Annotated in this window: 14 protein-coding genes; 8 read left to right on the top strand and 6 right to left on the bottom strand. The window is 75.0% G+C overall.

What is annotated here, in order from left to right:
• Window positions 1-65 precede the first annotated feature (65 nt).
• Entirely contained in the window at window positions 66-704 is a 639-nt protein-coding gene (locus tag O7606_RS10260) for a response regulator transcription factor (RefSeq protein WP_281598829.1), read from the top strand.
• Between the two features lie 102 nt (window positions 705-806).
• Here O7606_RS10260 and O7606_RS10255 read toward each other — a convergent pair whose 3' ends face one another.
• The gene (locus tag O7606_RS10255; RefSeq protein WP_281599592.1) at window positions 807-2,435 is read right to left on the bottom strand and encodes a GAF domain-containing sensor histidine kinase; all 1,629 of its coding nucleotides are present in this window, start codon (window positions 2,433-2,435) and stop codon (window positions 807-809) included.
• A 166-nt stretch (window positions 2,436-2,601) separates the two neighbouring features.
• Entirely contained in the window at window positions 2,602-3,603 is a 1,002-nt protein-coding gene (locus O7606_RS10250; RefSeq protein WP_281598828.1) for a nitroreductase, read from the bottom strand.
• Between the two features lie 327 nt (window positions 3,604-3,930).
• On the opposite strand from O7606_RS10250, the gene O7606_RS10245 reads away from it, so the two are divergent.
• Window positions 3,931-5,805 carry a heavy metal translocating P-type ATPase gene (locus O7606_RS10245; RefSeq protein ID WP_281599590.1) on the top strand — a complete coding sequence of 625 codons (1,875 nt, stop codon included), beginning with the start codon at window positions 3,931-3,933 and terminating at the stop codon, window positions 5,803-5,805.
• A gap of 28 nt (window positions 5,806-5,833) precedes the next feature.
• On the opposite strand, the gene O7606_RS10240 is transcribed toward O7606_RS10245, so the two are convergent.
• From O7606_RS10240 to O7606_RS10225, 4 genes are all read right to left on the bottom strand, one after another.
• Window positions 5,834-6,172: a hypothetical protein gene (locus O7606_RS10240; RefSeq protein ID WP_281598827.1), complete on the bottom strand. Its 339-nt coding sequence runs from the start codon at window positions 6,170-6,172 to the stop codon at window positions 5,834-5,836.
• Window positions 6,173-6,266: 94 nt separating this feature from the next.
• Window positions 6,267-7,127 (bottom strand): universal stress protein, encoded by an 861-nt coding sequence (locus O7606_RS10235; RefSeq protein WP_281598826.1) that lies wholly within the window; start codon window positions 7,125-7,127, stop codon window positions 6,267-6,269.
• A 72-nt stretch (window positions 7,128-7,199) separates the two neighbouring features.
• On the bottom strand, window positions 7,200-9,593 hold the full coding sequence (locus O7606_RS10230) for a phosphoketolase family protein (RefSeq protein ID WP_281598825.1): 2,394 nt from the start codon (window positions 9,591-9,593) through the stop codon (window positions 7,200-7,202).
• 147 nt (window positions 9,594-9,740) lie between these two features.
• Window positions 9,741-10,559 carry a universal stress protein gene (locus O7606_RS10225; protein ID WP_281598824.1) on the bottom strand — a complete coding sequence of 273 codons (819 nt, stop codon included), beginning with the start codon at window positions 10,557-10,559 and terminating at the stop codon, window positions 9,741-9,743.
• 355 nt (window positions 10,560-10,914) lie between these two features.
• Between O7606_RS10225 and O7606_RS10220 the strand changes: the two genes are divergently transcribed.
• The 6 genes from O7606_RS10220 to O7606_RS10195 all read left to right on the top strand — a co-directional run bounded on the left by O7606_RS10220 (window position 10,915) and on the right by O7606_RS10195 (window position 16,208).
• Window positions 10,915-11,151, top strand: coding sequence for an HTH domain-containing protein (locus tag O7606_RS10220; RefSeq protein WP_281598823.1), 237 nt, complete (start codon window positions 10,915-10,917; stop codon window positions 11,149-11,151).
• Entirely contained in the window at window positions 11,151-11,714 is a 564-nt protein-coding gene (locus tag O7606_RS10215) for a Clp protease N-terminal domain-containing protein (RefSeq protein WP_281598822.1), read from the top strand. The genes O7606_RS10220 and O7606_RS10215 overlap by 1 nt, the downstream gene beginning before the upstream one ends.
• 100 nt (window positions 11,715-11,814) lie before the next feature.
• Complete coding sequence (locus O7606_RS10210; RefSeq protein ID WP_281598821.1) at window positions 11,815-12,819, top strand: diacylglycerol kinase family protein; 1,005 nt, start codon at window positions 11,815-11,817, stop codon at window positions 12,817-12,819.
• The gene (locus O7606_RS10205; RefSeq protein WP_281598820.1) at window positions 12,812-13,813 is read left to right on the top strand and encodes a YihY/virulence factor BrkB family protein; all 1,002 of its coding nucleotides are present in this window, start codon (window positions 12,812-12,814) and stop codon (window positions 13,811-13,813) included. The genes O7606_RS10210 and O7606_RS10205 overlap by 8 nt, the downstream gene beginning before the upstream one ends.
• An 87-nt stretch (window positions 13,814-13,900) precedes the next feature.
• On the top strand, window positions 13,901-15,391 hold the full coding sequence (locus O7606_RS10200) for a phosphatase PAP2 family protein (protein ID WP_281598819.1): 1,491 nt from the start codon (window positions 13,901-13,903) through the stop codon (window positions 15,389-15,391).
• 16 nt (window positions 15,392-15,407) lie between these two features.
• Window positions 15,408-16,208: an endonuclease/exonuclease/phosphatase family protein gene (locus O7606_RS10195; protein ID WP_281598818.1), complete on the top strand. Its 801-nt coding sequence runs from the start codon at window positions 15,408-15,410 to the stop codon at window positions 16,206-16,208.
• Window positions 16,209-16,244 lie beyond the last annotated feature (36 nt).

Raw genomic sequence — 16,244 nt, 5'->3', positions numbered from 1 at the left:
GGTCGGCGGGACGTTCGGGACCTTCGGCCCGTGCCAGGGGCGGTCGGGCGGGGTAGAAACGAGGGATGATCCGGGTGTTCCTTCTCGACGACCACGAGGTCGTCCGTCGTGGCCTGGCCGACCTGCTCACCAGCAGCGGTGACATCGAGGTGGTCGGCGAGTCCGGCTCCGCGCCGGAGGCGGCCCGGCGTATTCCCGCGCTCCGGCCGGACGTGGCGATCCTCGACGCCCGGCTGCCCGACGGCAACGGCATCGACGTGTGCCGGGACGTGCGGGCGGTGGACTCGTCGATCAAGGGCCTGATCCTGACCTCGTACGAGGACGACGAGGCGCTGTTCGCGGCGATCATGGCGGGGGCGGCCGGGTACGTGTTGAAGCAGATCCGGGGCACGGATCTGGTGGACGCGGTGCGGCGGGTGGCGGCCGGGCAGTCGCTGCTGGACCCGGCGATCACCACCCGGGTGCTGGACCGGATCCGCAGCGGCGTGGAGCAGCCCCAGGAGCTGAAGTCGCTGACCGAGCAGGAGCGACGGATCCTGGAGTACGTCGCCGAGGGGCTGACCAACCGGGAGATCGCCGGCAAGATGTTCCTGGCCGAGAAGACCGTGAAGAACTACGTCTCCAGCGTGCTCGCCAAGCTCGGTCTGGAACGGCGTACCCAGGCGGCGGTGCTGGCCACCCGGCTGCTCGGCCAGCGGCACTGACGGAGCCCGCCCGCCGTCGCCGGCCGTCCAGGGCCGGGCAGGGGCGGCCGAGCAGCCGGACGCTGCGGGCCGGGCCGGCCGGGGCCGGACCCGCCAGGCGGGTCAGTCGCGCAGGGGGACGGTCCAGCACAGCTCGGTGCCGCGCGGGTCGGCCGGCCCGACGGTGAACTCCCCGCCGAGTCCGGTGGCGCGCTCGCGCAGGTTGACCAGCCCGCTGCGGGCGGCGGACGGGTCGAGGCCCACCCCGTCGTCGGTGACCCGCACCGTCACCCGGCCGGCGTCGACGCGTACGGCGACGGTCACCCGGCCGGCGCGGGCGTGCCGTACCGCGTTGGACAGCGCCTCGCGGAGCACGGCGAGCAGGTCGGGGCGGACGGCGTCGGGCACGGCGCTGTCGACCGGACCGGCCAGGTCCAGCTCCGGCCGGAAGCCGAGGGACTGCGCGGCGGCGTCGACCGCCTCGCGGATCTCGGTGCGCAGCGTCGCGCTCATCGGGGTACGCAGCTCGAAGATGGTGCGGCGGATGTCGCGGATGGTGGCGTCCAGGTCGTCGACGGCGGCGTTGATCCGTTTCGCCACGTCGGGGCGGGTGGCCATCGGGGCGGCGCTCTGCAACTGCAGGCCGGTGGCGAACAGTCGTTGGATCACCACGTCGTGCAGGTCCCGGGCGATGCGTTCGCGGTCCTCCAGGACCAGCAGCAGCTCGCGTTCCTCCTGGCCCCGGGCGCGTTCCATGGCCAGCGCGGCCTGACCGGCGAAGCTGCGCAGCAGGGCGACGTCGTCGTCGGTGGTGTCGCCCCGGTCCGGCTGGTGCGCGGTGACCAGGACGCCGTGCAGGGTGTCCGCGGCGGCCAGCGGCGAGACCACCGCCGGCCCGGCGGTCACCGGGGCGGGCCACGGCGCGGCCTGGGCGAGGTTCTCCAGCAGCTCGTGCCGGTGCTCGGTGACCGACCCGCGGAAGGTGGTCTCACCGGCCGGCAGGACCGCGCCGAGCAGCTCCCCGACCCGGTCCCCGACGCCGTCGACGACCTCGACGGTGAACTGGTCGGCGTCCTCGTCGTAGAGGAGCACCAGGGCCAGCTCGGCTTCGGCGACCTCGCGGGCGCGGCGGGCCACCAACGCCAGCGCGTCGGTGCGGCGGACCTCGCCGAGCAGCACCGAGGTGATCTCGGCGGTGGCGGCGAGCCAGCGTTCCCGCCGGTGGGCCAGCGCGTACAGGCGGGCGTTCTCGATGGCCACGCCGGCCGCCGCGGCGAGCGCGACGACGATCTCCTCGTCGTCCTCGGTGAACTGCGCGCCGCCCTGTTTCTCGGCCAGGTAGAGGTTGCCGAAGACCTGGTCACGGATGCGTACCGGCACGCCGAGGAAGGTGTGCATCGGCGGGTGGTTCGGCGGGAACCCGTACGACCGGGGGTGCTGGGTGATGTCGGGCATGCGCAGCGGACGCGGCTCGTCGATGAGCAGCCCCAGCACGCCCCGGCCGTGCGGCAGGTCGCCGATGGCGGCGTGTTGTCCGGCGGTGACCCCGTGCACGATGAAGTCGTGCAGCGTACGGTCGGGGCCGACCACGCCGAGCGCGCCGTAGCGGGCGCCGACCAGCTCGCACGCCGAGCGCACGATGCGTTGCAGGGTGCTGTGCAGGTCGAGGTCGGTGCTGATGCCGACGACCGCGTCGAGCAGGGCACGCAGCCGTTCCCGGCTGGTGACGACCTCGCCGACCCGGTCGAGCATCTCCTGCAGCAGCTCGTCGAGACGGACCCGGGACAGCGGGCTCAGCCCCAGCGAGGGGGGCGCCGGGCGCGGGCGCGGAGCGGGATCGGCCACCGGGGGATGTTACCGCCCGGTGACCGTCCGGCACGAGACCGCGTCCCCGCCGGCCCGACCTTCCGGCGACGGGTCACCGCTGGTCGCGTACCGCCGAGGTGTCGACGACCTGCGTGGCGTCGAGCCGGGGAGTGGGCGCGGGCCCGGTGTTCGCCGGGTCGGCGACGCCCAGCCGCAGCGCCAGGTACGGGAAGCCGAGCCCGGACAGCAGCCGGCGCAGCGTCTGCCGGGTGCCGGCGACCTCGACGACGCCGCTGAGCGGCACCACGGAGACGCACAGCCGGGTGGCGGCCAGCCAGGCGGCGGAGAGCGCCTCGCCGGCGGCGAGCCAACCGTCCGGCTCGTCGGCGTCGCCGAACAGGATCGCGTAGCGGGCCGCCCGGTCGTGGCCGGGGCCGATGGGGAGGCTGCCGGGCCGGCCGAAGTCCCGGGCCGGGACGGTGGTCTGCGGGGGCTGCGCGGGCAGCGCCTCCGCCGGCAGGCCGACGCCGACGCCGGCCCGGCTGGTCCAGTACGCCAGCTCCTCGCGTGCCTGTGGGTCCTCGGCCTCCACGGAGGCGGCGTGCCCGGCGGCGGCGGCCAGCTCCAGCACCTGGTCGGCGTCGAGCAGGTGCAGGTGGGCGCCGGCCAGCCCGGCGGCCCGGGCGATCTCGCGGAGCGACTCGTCGGGCGCCGGCTCGTCGCTGACCGGCCGCCGGTCGGTGTGCCGGATCTGCATGCACTGCACCAGGCGCATCGCGTCCGGGTCGGGTCCGGCGCGGCGGGCGCCGGTGATCCGGGCCAGCAGCTCCGGGTCGTCCGGGTCGGGCAGCCGTTCGACGGCGGGCGTCCAGCCCTCGGCGGCCAGCGCCACCCGGGCGTGGTGCAGGGCGGCGCCGCAGCTCAGGGTGAGCAGCCGCCCGTCCGGGTCGATCGCGGCGAGCCGGCGGTCGGCGGCCACCCGCAGCTCCAGCGCGTCGGGCAGCACCCGCCACCGCCAGGGCTGGGTGTTGTGCACCGACGGGGCGTGGCCGGCGGTGGTGGCGGCCTCCACGTACGCGGTGGTCAGCGAGCGGGCCGGCGTCTCGTGGCTCATGTCACGACCTTTCGTCTGTCGTCCCCATCGTGCCCCACCCGGGTGGCGCTCCGGGCCGGCTTGCCTCCCATCCTGCGGCCGGGGTGGTCCCCGGGGCAGTGCCGTCGGTCCCGGGGCCCGGGCCGATGGTCCCGGGTCTTCCGGTTCCGGCGGTACCCGGCCAGCGGGCCGTGACGCGGGCCGGCGGTCCCGGGTCGTTCCGGTCTGCGGTCGCGTCCGGCCGCCGGGGCCGCGACGCGGGCCGGATGCGGCGATCCCGGTCTGCCGCCCGCGCGCGGCTGGGACGATCCCCGGGTGGGGGAGAACGGGTGCGTTCCGGGGCGGCCGGTGCCCGGCGCGGCGCGCCGGCGGCGGTGGCGGGAGTGGCTGCCGCTGGCCGGGCTCCTCGTGGTGGTGCTGGTCGGCGCGGCGCTCTGGCTGGCCGGGGCGCGGACCGCCGCCGGCTGGGTGTGGGCGGCGGTGACCGCGGCGACGCTGCTGCCGGCCGCCGTGGCGATGCTGCGGCAGTTCTGGCGTCGCCGGTTCGGCGTGGACGTGGTGGCGGTCCTCGCGTTGGCCGGCGCGCTGGCGGTGGGCGAGTACCTGGCCGGGGCGGTGGTGGCGGTGATGCTGGTGACGGGCCGGTCGTTGGAGGCGTACGCGCAGCACCGGGCGACCCGGGACCTGCGGGCGCTGCTGGCCCGGGCCCCGCGTACCGCCCGACGGCGTCGCCCGGACGGCGGGATCGAGCAGGTGCCGTTGGCGGCGGTGCGGGCCGGGGACCGGGTGCTGGTCGGACCGGGTGACGTGGTGCCGGTCGACGGGACGCTTACCGAGGCGGCCACCCTCGACGAGTCGGTGGTGACCGGTGAGTCCCGGCTGGCGTCCCGGGCCGCCGGCGAGCGCCTGCCCAGCGGCGTGGTCAACGCCGGGGCCGGGTTCGGGTTGGTCGCCACGGCCGACGCGGCGGGCAGCACGTACGCGGGGATCGTCCGGCTGGCCGAGGAGGCGACCGCCCGCAGGGCCCCGATGGTGCGGTTGGCCGACCGGTACGCGGCGGGGTTCGTCCCGTTCACGCTGCTGCTGGCCGGCGGCGCCGGGCTGCTCGCCGGTGACCTGCTGCGGGCGGTGGCGGTGCTGGTGGTGGCGACGCCCTGCCCGCTGCTGCTGGCCACGCCGATCGCGATCGTCTCCGGGCTGTCCCGGGCCGCCCGACGTGGGGTGCTGGTCCGCGACGGCGGCTCGCTGGAGCTGCTCGGCCGCGCCCGCACCCTGCTGCTGGACAAGACCGGGACGCTCACCGCCGGGCGACCCCGGGCGGCCGGGACGGTCGTCGCGCCCGGCGGCGACCCGGACGAGGTGCTGCGGCTGGCCGCGTCGGTGGAGCAGCTCTCCCCGCACGTGCTGGCCGCCGCGCTGGTCGGGCAGGCCCGGGAACGTGGGCTGGCGCTGACCGAGCCGACCGGGGTCACCGAGGAGCCGGGCCGTGGGGTGCGGGGCCTGGTGGACGGGCGGGAGCTGCGGGTCGGTCAGCTCGCCGACGACCCGTCCGGCCTGCCGCGATGGGCGCGCCGGGCCCGTGAGCGGGCCGACCTGGCCGGCCACTCCACGGTCTGGGTCGACGACGGGTCCGGGCCGCTCGGCGTGATCCTGCTGGAGGACCCCGTCCGGCCGGACGCCCCGGCCACGGTCCAGCGGCTGCGGCGGGCCGGGCTGACCCGGCTGGTGATGGTCACCGGCGACCGGTCGACCACCGCCGACCGGGTCGCCCGGGCGGTCGGCGTGGACGACGTGGTGGCGCGGTGCCCGCCGGCGGAGAAGGTCGAACGGGTCCGCCGGGAGGCGCGGCGGGCGGTGACCGTGATGGTCGGTGACGGGGTGAACGACGCCCCGGCGCTGGCCGAGGCGCACGTCGGGGTGGCGATGGGCGCGACCGGGGCGCGGGCCTCCGCCGACGTGGCCGACGCGGTGCTCACCGTGGACCGGCTGGACCGGCTCGCCGACGCCGTGGAGATCGCCCGCCGGGCCCGGCGGATCGCCGCGCAGAGCGCCGGCGTGGGGATGGGGCTGGCGGTGCTGGCGATGCTGGTGGCGGCGGCCGGTCGGCTGCCGCCGGTGGCCGGGGCGTTCCTCCAGGAGGGCATCGACGTGGTGGTGATCCTCAACGCGTTGCGGGCGCTGGGCGCGGGCCGACGCGGTCAGGGACGGCCGAGGGAGGGGTAGCCGGGCCGGTGGAGCTGGTTGGCGATGGTCACGGCCACTCGCCGGGGTTGCACCAGACGTCCCTGGGCAGGCTGGTCACGGTCGTCCCGTTCTGTACGTAGCTGTAGGAGACGGTGAGGGAGCTCTGCGGGGAGCAGTCATGCAGCAGGCTCCCACCGGGGGTGTTCACCGTGAAGCTGTAGGGAGTGCCAGTGCGGGTCACGGTCCAGGTGGTCGGCCCGCCCACGGAGGTGTCGCAGGCGAACTTGGAGCCACCGCTGTCGCACCAGGGGGCGGGGGCGGCGGCGGTGGCGCTGCCGGGGACGGCGACGATCAGGCCCAGGGTCGCCAGGGTGGCGGCGCCCGAACCGGTGATGACCTTTCGCATGCGGCTGCTCTCTCTCGGTGGTCGTGGCGTCGGGAGTTGGAGCGTAACCGGTTGCATTTATGCTTGTAGATTGAATGAATCCCGTGAACGTGACTCAGCGTTCCCGGGCCACCACGATCGGGCAGTGCGCGTGCTGGAGCACCTGCTGGCTGACCGACCCGAGCAGCGCCCCGGCCAGGCCGCCCCGGCCCCGACTGCCGACCACCACGAGCTGCGCGTCCCGGCTCGCCTCCACCAGCGCCGACGCCGGATTCCCGGACTCCACCTGGGTGCTCACCGGCAGGTCCGGGAAGGTGTCGCGCCACCGGGCCAACGACTCGTCCAGGCTGGCGCGTTCGGCCGCGTCGGCCTCGTCCGGGTCGAAGCCCTGGGCGCGCCACTGCGCGGGCGCCCAGGCGCGCACCACGTGCAGGGGCGCCTCCCGCTGGGCGGCGCGTTCCACCGCGAAGGCGAGGGCGACCAGGGACGGGTCCGACCCGTCCACCCCGACCACGATCCGCTTCCCGACGCCGGTCGGGGCGTCCGGCCGGACCACCACCACCGGGCAGTGCGCGTGCGCGGCCACCGACACGGCCGTCGACCCGGCGAGCAGACCGGTGAAGCCGCCGTGTCCCCGGCTGCCCAGCACCAGCAGGTCCGCCCGGGCGGAGCGTTCCTGCAGCACCAGGGCGGGCGGCCCGTCGAACACCTCCGCGGTCACGGTCAGCCCGGGGCGGCCGGCGGCGGCGTCGGTGGCGGCCCGGTGGACCATCTCCTCCACCTGCCGGCGGGCCGTCTCGTCCGGCCAGGCGCCGGGGGTGACGCCGGGGCCGATCCAGCCGGCCACCGTGAGCCACTCGAACACGTACGCCAGCCGTACCGGCCGGCCGGTCCGGCCGGCCTCGTCCAGCGCCCAGGACAGCGCGGTCGACGCGTCGGGGGAGCCGTCGTAGCCGACCAGGATCTCGTCGCTCATGTCCGTCCGCCTCTCGTTTCGTGGGTGGGCGGTGGCCGGTGGGCGCGGCCCCGCGCCCACCGGCCACCGACGTCACCGGTTCGTCGGGTCGGCCTCGCGGACCCAGCGCCACTCGGCCACCCGGGGGTCGTCCTCGCCGAAGCGGCGGGTGTGGTCCCGGCACTCCTGCCGGGCGTCGACCATCCGCTGCCGCAGGTGCGCGGCGCGGGCGGCCAGCCCCGGAACCCGGTCGATCACGTCGATGACCAGGTGGAAGCGGTCCAGGTCGTTGAGCATCACCATGTCGAAGGGCGTGGTGGTGGTGCCCTCCTCCTTGTAGCCGCGCACGTGCAGGTTGCCGTGGTTGGCGCGGCGGTAGGTGAGCCGGTGGATCAGCCACGGGTACCCGTGGTACGCGAAGATCACCGGCCGGTCGCGGGTGAAGATGGTGTCGAACTCGTTGTCCGGCAGCCCGTGCGGGTGCTCCGACGGCGGTTGCAGGCGCATCAGGTCGACCACGTTGACCACCCGGACCCGCAGGTCGGGCAGGTGTCGGCGGAGCAGGTCGGCGGCGGCGAGGGTCTCCAGCGTCGGCACGTCCCCGGCGCAGGCGAGCACCACGTCCGGCTCCTGGCCGTCGTCGGTGCTGGCCCAGTCCCAGATGCCCAGGCCGCGCCGGCAGTGCTGGATCGCCTCGTCCATGGTCAGCCAGTTCGGCGCGGGCTGTTTGCCGGCGACCACCACGTTGATGTAGTGCCGGCTGCGCAGGCAGTGGTCCATGGTGGAGAGCAGGGTGTTGCCGTCCGGCGGCAGGTAGACCCGGACCACCTCGGCCTTCTTGTTGACCACGTGGTCGATGAAGCCCGGATCCTGGTGCGAGAAACCGTTGTGGTCCTGCCGCCACACGTGGCTGGAGAGCAGGTAGTTCAGCGAGGCGACCGGCTGCCGCCAGGGAATGCCCCGGGTCACCTTCAGCCACTTGGCGTGCTGGTTGACCATCGAGTCGACGATGTGGATGAACGCCTCGTAGCTGGTGAAGACGCCGTGCCGGCCGGTCAGCAGGTACCCCTCCAGCCAGCCCTGGCACAGGTGCTCGGAGAGCACCTCCATCACCCGGCCGTCGGGGGAGAGGTGGTCGTCGCCGGGGACCGTGCCGGCCACGAACGCCCGGTCGGTGACCTCGAACGCCGCGCCGAGCCGGTTCGAGGCGACCTCGTCCGGGCCGAACAGCCGGAACGTCTGCGGGTTCGCGGTGATCACGTCACGGATCCAGGGGCCCAACGCGACGGTCGCGCCCCGTACGGTCGCGCCCGGCTCGGGCACGTCCACCGCGTACGCCCGGAAGTCCGGCAGGGCCAGCTCGCGCAGCAGCACGCCGCCGTTGGTGACCGGGTTGGCGCTCATCCGCCGGTCCCCGGTCGGCGGCAGCGCGGCCAGCTCGGCCACCGGCGCGCCGGTGGCGTCGAACAGTTCCTCCGGCCGGTACGAACGCAGCCAGCGCTCCAGCTCGGCCAGGTGCTCCGGGTTGGTGCGGACAGCGTCGACGGGCACCTGGTGCGCCCGGTACGTGCCCTCGACCTGTTTGCCGTCGACCACGTCGGGGCCGGTCCAGCCCTTCGGGGTGCGCAGCACGATCATCGGCCAGCGGGGGCGGGTGACCGACCCGCCGGAGCGGGCCCGACGCTGGATGGCGGCGATCTCGTCGACCACCCGGTCCAGGGTGGCCGCGAGGGCCTGGTGCACGGCGGCCGGGTCGTCCCCCTCGACCAGGTACGGCTGGTGGCCGAAGCCGCGCATCATCGTCAGCAGGTCTTCGACGCCGATGCGGTCCAGCACGGTCGGGTTGGCGATCTTGTAGCCGTTGAGGTGCAGGATCGGCAGCACCGCCCCGTCGCGGGCCGGGTTCAGGAAGACGTTGGACAGCCAGCTACCGGCGAGCGGCCCGGTCTCCGCCTCGCCGTCGCCGATCACGCAGGCGACCAGCAGGTCCGGGTTGTCGAACGCGGCGCCGTAGGCGTGGCTGAGCGCGTAGCCCAGCTCGCCGCCCTCATGGATGGAGCCCGGCACCTCCGGGGCCACGTGGCTGGGGATGCCGCCGGGGAAGGAGAACTGGCGGAACAGCTTCGCCATGCCGGCCTCGTCCCGGCCGACCGAGTGGTACCGCTCGCTGTAGGTGCCCTCCAGCCAGGTGTTCGCCACCAGGGCCGGGCCGCCGTGGCCGGGGCCGGTGACGAACATGGCGCTCAGGTCCCGGTCGACGATCACCCGGTTCAGGTGCGCGTAGAGCAGGTTCAGCCCGGGACTGGTGCCCCAGTGGCCGAGCAGCCGGGGCTTGACGTGCGCGGCGGTGAGCGGTTCCCGCAGGAGGGGGTTGTCCAGCAGGTAGATCTGTCCGACGGTCAGGTAGTTCGCCGCCCGCCACCAGGCGTCCAGTCGGCGCAGCTCGTCGTCGGTCAGCGGGCCGGTCACATCCAGGGCGGTGTCCATCTGGGCAAGCCTCTCGCGGGTCGGGGGATTCTGCACCCGGAACGGCTTTTTCGTCCCGGCAACCTCAGCTTCGTCCGGGCGCGGAGGCGGGTTCAGGGCCATTGGTCCCGGGACGGGTGGGCGCTCCGACCCGTCGTGCGCCCGCCGTCACCGCTCGTCGAGGACCCGGCGCACCAGGGCCACCGGGGCCGGCGCGTGGTAGAGCAGGGACTGGCTGACCGCGCCGAGCATGCCGCGTCCGGGCTGGTCACCGCGGGTGCCGGCGACCACCAGACGGGCCGTGCGGGACTGTTCGACCAGCACCGGCCCGGGTTCGCCGCGCAGCACCTCCCGCTCGGCGACGACGGTGGGGTGGCGACGGGCGCACCGGTCCACGACGTCGGCGAGGTCCTGCTCGCCGCGGCCGGCGTCGTCCCCGGGCTCGACCACGCGCACCGCGCGGAGCCGGCCGTCGTGCCGGCCGGCGCAGTCGAAGGCGAAGTCGAGGGCGGCCCGCGAGGTCGCCGAGCCGTCCAGGGCGACCAGGACCGGCCCGTCCGGCGGGGGCGCCAGCCGGACCACCAGCACCGGACAGCCGGCGCGGGCGGCCACCTGCACGGCCGCCGCGTCGGCCGGCGCGCACTGCCGGCTGGTCAGGCCGCCGTCGCCGACCACGACCAGGAAGGCCGACTCGGATCGGCGCAGCAACCCGGCCACCGCCGGACCTTCCAGGAGTTGCGCGTCCACCCGCAGTTTCGGGGCGACCCGGTCGGCGACCGACACGGCCCGCGCGATGGCCTGCTCCGCCTCGGCCCGGTGCCCGACGACGCTCGGCGCGGCCAGGGCGGACGCCCAGTCGAAGGCGTGCAGCACGCAGAGCCGGCGGCCGTGCTCCGCCGCCTCCCGGGCGGCCAGCCGGACCACGGCGAGGCTCTCCTCGGAACCGCTGACCCCGACCACCACGGGAGCGTCGGCGGCTGCGCTCATCGCGGGTCACCTCCCGGGTCGCGGTACCACCGCCGACAGTAGTGGCGGGACCGGCGGCGTCGGGGTGACTCCGCGGAACTGGCGGGCCGGCGCGGCGGTCGGCCGGCGGACGCCGGCCCCCTGCCGTGGACAGTTCGGCAGGGGGCCGGCGGTCACTCGACGAGGTTGGGCGCCGCCTCGCAGGGCGGTCGGGACGGGACGGTCGTCGAAGGCGCCGTCCCGGCGTCGAGGAGACCGGACGCGACCGTTCGTCCGGAAATTCGAAGACGACCTTCGATGGTACGGATCACCGGGGTGGCCCGCCAGGGCGTCAACCAGGATTGACAAGAGGGTGCTATCAACGTAGATTGACGGCATGAGTCAGGCTACGGAACTCGCGGCAGCGGCCGGCAGCGCCGACCCCCGGGTCGGCCTGCGGGCGGTGCTCGCTCTGCGCCGGCTGCTGGAGCGGTTGGAGGTGGTCCAGGTGGACAACGCCCGACGGGCGGGCTGGTCCTGGCAGGAGATCGCCGACGCGCTCGAGGTGAGCCGGCAGGCGGTCCACAAGAAACACGCCGGGCGACCGGCGGTCGAGCGCTCCTGGGAGGCGTGATGTTCGAACGGTTCACCGACCGTGCCCGCGAGGTGGTCCGGCAGGCCCGACGGGAGGCCGACCGCGAGCCGGTCGGCACCCACCACCTCCTGCTGGCGCTCCTCGCCGACCGGGACGCGCTGGCCACCCGGCTACTGGCCGACGCCGGGGTCACCGGCGACGACCTGCGGATCCGGATCAGCCGACGCCTCGATCAAGGGGCGGTTCCCGGCGAGGACGACGCCGACGCGCTGCGCCAGATCGGTATCGACCTGGCCGCGATCGAAGCCCGGATCGAGGAGTCCTTCGGGCCGGGCGCGCTACGCCGACCGCCGCCGCCGCGCCGGGATGGCTGGTGGCGGCGAAGCGGCAGGGGCCCCTTCGCGCCGGGCTCCCGCAAGGCGCTGGAGTTGGCCCTGCGGGAGGCGCTGCGCCTGCGTCACCGGCACATCGGCACCGAGCACGTCCTGCTCGGCCTGCTCCACGAGGGCGACGGGCTCGCCGCCCGGGCGCTCCACGACGCCGGCGTCGACCTGACCGACCTGCGCCGCCGGGTCGAGACGGCGCTGCGGGCGGCGGCCTGACCCTCTCGGGCGGCCGGACGAGCCGAAACCTTTTTGTGGTTTGTTCAACGACGGTCGCCGTCGGGTCGCTGCCAGGGCGGTCGTGCTGCACACTTGCGCCGTGGAAGCTGGAGAGGACACGCGGCGCGCGGCGCGACCGGACGGGCTGCGGTCCGCCGTGGTGGTCAACCCGGTCAAGGTGCCCGATCTCGACACGTTACGTCGCACCGTCGACGAAACCCTCACCGCCGCCGGCTGGCCGGCGCCGATCTGGTACGAGACCACCCTCGACGACCCCGGCCGCGGCCAGGCCGAACAGGCCGTCGCCGAGGGCGTCGACGTGGTCTTCGCCTGCGGCGGCGACGGCACCGTGATGTCCTGCGTGAGCGGGCTGGTCGGCACCGACGTCGCCCTGGCGGTGCTCCCGCAGGGCACCGGCAACCTGCTCGCCGCCAACCTCGGCCTCTCCGGCGACCTCGCCGCCGGGCTGGAGGTGGCGATCGAACGCGGACGCCGCCGGTTGGACGTCGGCGCCGTCGACGAGCACCACTTCGTGGTGATGGCCGGCATGGGCTTCGACGCCCAGATGCTCGCCGACACCTCCGAGACCACCAAGGCGCGCATCGGCTGGCCCGCGTACGTGATGGGGGCCGCCCGACACCTGCGGGACCGGCCGATGCGGGTCACCATCCGCGTCGACGACCGCGAGCCGCTGCGCCGCCGCGCCCGCTCGGTGCTGATCGCCAACGTCGGCCGGCTCCAGGGCGGGCTGACCCTGCTCACCGAGGCCGAGCCGGACGACGGCCACCTCGACGTCGCCGTGCTCACCCCCCGCACCCTGCGGCACTGGCTGGCGCTCGGCTGGGCGGTGCTGCGTCGCCGCGACCAGGTGCCCCGGCTGGAGGTCTACCGCGGCCGGCGCGTCGAGATCACCAGCAACCGCGCCCAGCCCCGGGAGCTGGACGGCGACCTGATCGAGCCCGGTCGGCGGCTGCTCGCCGAGATCCGCCCCCAGGCGCTGTGGCTCTGCGTGCCACGTCCGGCCGAGGACCCCGACCTCGCCGAGGACGCCGAGGCCGTCGCGGAGCGGGGTGAGCGCCGGGTCGAGGAGGCACGCGGTGAGTAGCACCCGCATCGTCCCGGAGACCCGGCTGATGGCCGACGAGGAGCTGTCCGCCGACGACGCCTGGCACACGCTGCGCCGGGAGGGCGGCTGGCACCTGCTGCGGGACGCGTTCATCCGGTTCCGCTACGGCGACGGTTTCAGTCACGCCCGCGCGTTCGCGTTCCAGCTCTGCCTCGCCGTCGTCCCGTTCATGATCGCCCTGACCGGGCTGATCAGCGAGCTGGGCGTCGAGGAGGGCGGCGAGATCGTCGCGGACACCGTCCTGGCCCTCACCCCCGGCGCCAGCGAGCAGATGGTCACCGAGCTGCTCGACGACCGGGAGCGCACCGAGAGCGTCGGCGAGCTGGCGCTGACCCTCGGCCTGCTGACCGGCCTGGTCGCGTTGACCTCCACCATGGCCCAGATCGAACGCGGCGCGAACCGGATCTACGGCGTGGAGCGGGACCGGCCGGCGCTGGGGAAGTACCTGCGCGCCGCCGTGCTCGCGGTCACCGCCGGCCTGCCGGCGCTCACCGGGTTCCTCATCCTGGTCGGCGGCGGCCCGATGGGCGACTCGGTACGCCGGCACTACGCCTGGGGGCACACCCTCGAAGGCGCCTGGAACCTGCTGCGCTGGCCGCTCAGCCTCGCGCTGACCGTGCTCGCCGTCGCGGTGCTGTTCCGGCACACCCCCCGCCGCCGGCAGCCCGGCCTGTCCTGGCTGCTGTTCGGCGCGATCATCGCCACCGTCCTGTGGTGGCTGGCCAGCCTGCTGCTCGCCGGGTACGTCGCGTTCGCCGACAACTTCGGCCAGACGTACGGGTCGCTGACCGGGATCATGGCCCTGCTGCTCTGGGCGAACCTCACCGGCATGGCGCTCTTCGGGGGGCTGGCCTTCGCCGCCCAGCTCGAAGCCGTACGCATCGGCGTGCAGGACCCGGCCCAGCCGGACCTGTGGGAGCCGGAGGCCCGACGTGCCGAGATCCACGACACCGGGGAGATGACCGGGCTGTAGCGCGGCGGGCGGACGACCGCCGGCCGCCACGTGTACCGGATCGACCGTTCGGGTAAAGCGGCACGCCAGAGGACGAGGGAGGCTGCCGTGGCCGCGGTCAAGGATGTTCTACGTCGACCCCTGGGGCACTTCACCGAGCGGAGCCTCGCCGGTCTGGCCCTGGTGCTGGGCGCCGGGGTCGGCTTCGGGGTGCTGCTGGTGCTGGTGCGCAGCCAGTGGACGCCCCTGTACGACGTGGACCACGGCGTCGCCGCCTGGCTCAACGCGCAGGTCGCCCCGCACGGTCCACTGGTGACGGTGCTCAACGCGCTCACCGGTCTGGGCGGGCTGACGGTCATCGGTTGGCTGGTCTCGGTCGGGGTGGTCGGCCTGCTCATCCGCAGGCAGGGCCGGCTGGCGGTGTACCTGCTGGTCACCGGGGCCGGGGCGCTGATCCTCGACCCGACCCTCAAGACCCTGGTCGACCGGCTGCGCCCCGAGGTGGACGTGCCGATCGGCAGCTACGCGGGGGAGAGCTTCCCCAGCGGGCACGCGCTCGGCTCGATGGTCGCGTACGGCGCGCTGCTGCTGGTCTTCCTGCCGGCCATGCGGCCCCGGTGGCGGCGACCGGCGATGGTGGTGACCGCCGTCGTCGTGTTCCTGGTCGGCCTGACCCGGGTCGCGCTCGGCGTCCACTTCGTCTCCGACGTGCTCGGGGCGTGGCTGCTCGGCGCGGCGTGGCTCGGCGTCACCGCGTACGCGTTCCGGCTGTGGCGGCTGGAGCGCGGCCGGCCCGCCGTACCGCTGGGGGAGGGTCTGGAGCCGGAGGCCGCGCACGACGTGGCCCCCGCCCCCGACGAGGAGCGGCTGCTGCCGCACCCCCGGGCCGGGGTGGCCGAGCTGGTCATCGGCTGGGTGCTGGTCCTCGGGGTGCTGTACGGCTTCGGCACCTTCGTCAGCTACCACGCGCAGGGCACCTTCTTCGCGACCCTGGACACCGCCGTGCCGAACTGGTTCGACGCGCACCGCACCCCGGGGCGCGACGACCTGAGCTACTGGTGGAGCAAGGTCGGCGACACCCACGCCATCCTGCTGATCTCGCTGGTCTTCTGCCCACTGGTGCTGGCGGTCTGGCGGCGCTGGCGGCCGGTGCTGTTCGTGGCGCTGACCATGTTCGGCGAGCTGAGCCTCTTCCTCGCCAGCGCGGCGGCGGTGGACCGGCCGCGCCCGCCGATCGAGAACCTGGACGGTCCGATGCCCACCTCGTCGTTCCCGTCCGGACACATCGCCGCCACCCTCTGCCTGTGGACGGCCATCGCGATCGTCGTGTTCCCGCGCACCGACCGGTGGTGGCGCTGGGTCTTCGTGGCCCTCGCGGTGGTCATGCCGGTCGGCGTGGCGGTGTCCCGGATGTACCGGGGCATGCACCACCCGACCGACTTCATGGGCGCGATCCTGCTCACCGTCTGCTGGATCGGCCTGCTCTACTGGGTGATCCGGCCCAACGCCGACGTGGCCGAGGGCAACCAGCCGGCCATCGAGTCGGAGGACGTCGACACCCTCGACGACGAGCTGGTCAGGGCCGGGCGGGTCGACTGAGCCGGAGGGGCCGCCGATGCTGCGGGTGATCACCTGGAACATCCGCACCGGCGGCCGGGACCGGGGCGGCCCCGACCGCCTGGACCGGGTGGTCCGGGTGGTCACCGAGCAGCGTCCCGACCTGCTGGCCGTGCAGGAGCTGCGCGGCTTCGACCGGGACGGGACGGCCGACCGGTTCGCCGAGGCGGTGGGGATGCGGGCGTACCTGGTCCGGTCCCGGTTCGGTCAGCCGGTCGCGGTGCTGGTCCGGCCGCCGTGGCGGGCGCGGGCCGCCGGCCCGGTGCGTCGCCCGTTCCATCACGCCGCGCAGCGGGTCACCGTGGACACCGCCGCCGGGCCGTTGACCGTCGTCAGCGCCCACCTGGACCCGTACCGGGGGTGGCGGCGGCGGGTCGAGGCGGGCTGGCTGGCCGCCGCCGTCCGCCGCGCCCCGGGGGAGCTGGCGCTGCTGGCCGGGGACCTGAACACCCTGGAGCCGGGCGTCGACCATACCGCCCGGATCGCCCGACTGCCGGCCGCGTACCGCTCCCGGCACCTGCGCCGCGACGGTCGGACGCCGGAGACCCGCGCGGTGGCCCGGCTGCGTCGGGCCGGGCTGGTCGACCTGTTCGACCGCGCCGGCGACGGCCCGCCGGAGACCGCCCCGACCGCGTGCGGCGGCGGGGTGGAGTTCTCCGGGATGCGGCTGGACTACCTGCTCGGCACGCCCGCGCTGGCGGCGCTGGCCCGGGGCTGCCGGGTGGCGCGCGGCGGCGAGACCGAGCACGCCTCCGACCACTACCCGGTCGTCGTCGACCTCGACCTCGACCCGGCCTGACCGGATCAGATGTCGATCCACATGTATTTCGCGCGC

Source organism: Micromonospora sp. WMMD882 (genome assembly GCF_027497255.1).
In the GTDB taxonomy this organism is placed as follows: domain Bacteria; phylum Actinomycetota; class Actinomycetes; order Mycobacteriales; family Micromonosporaceae; genus Micromonospora.
This window is presented reverse-complemented; position numbering and strand designations above follow the sequence as displayed.

Coding starts and splice junctions, on each gene's coding strand:
- O7606_RS10255 (WP_281599592.1), bottom strand. CDS start 2,435: ATGCTCGACCGGGTCGGCGAGGTCGTCACCAGCCGGGAACGGCTGCGT.
- O7606_RS10215 (WP_281598822.1), top strand. CDS start 11,151: ATGTTCGAACGGTTCACCGACCGTGCCCGCGAGGTGGTCCGGCAGGCC.
- O7606_RS10240 (WP_281598827.1), bottom strand. CDS start 6,172: ATGCGAAAGGTCATCACCGGTTCGGGCGCCGCCACCCTGGCGACCCTG.
- O7606_RS10250 (WP_281598828.1), bottom strand. CDS start 3,603: ATGAGCCACGAGACGCCGGCCCGCTCGCTGACCACCGCGTACGTGGAG.
- O7606_RS10225 (WP_281598824.1), bottom strand. CDS start 10,559: ATGAGCGCAGCCGCCGACGCTCCCGTGGTGGTCGGGGTCAGCGGTTCC.
- O7606_RS10230 (WP_281598825.1), bottom strand. CDS start 9,593: ATGGACACCGCCCTGGATGTGACCGGCCCGCTGACCGACGACGAGCTG.
- O7606_RS10195 (WP_281598818.1), top strand. CDS start 15,408: ATGCTGCGGGTGATCACCTGGAACATCCGCACCGGCGGCCGGGACCGG.
- O7606_RS10260 (WP_281598829.1), top strand. CDS start 66: ATGATCCGGGTGTTCCTTCTCGACGACCACGAGGTCGTCCGTCGTGGC.
- O7606_RS10235 (WP_281598826.1), bottom strand. CDS start 7,127: ATGAGCGACGAGATCCTGGTCGGCTACGACGGCTCCCCCGACGCGTCG.
- O7606_RS10220 (WP_281598823.1), top strand. CDS start 10,915: ATGAGTCAGGCTACGGAACTCGCGGCAGCGGCCGGCAGCGCCGACCCC.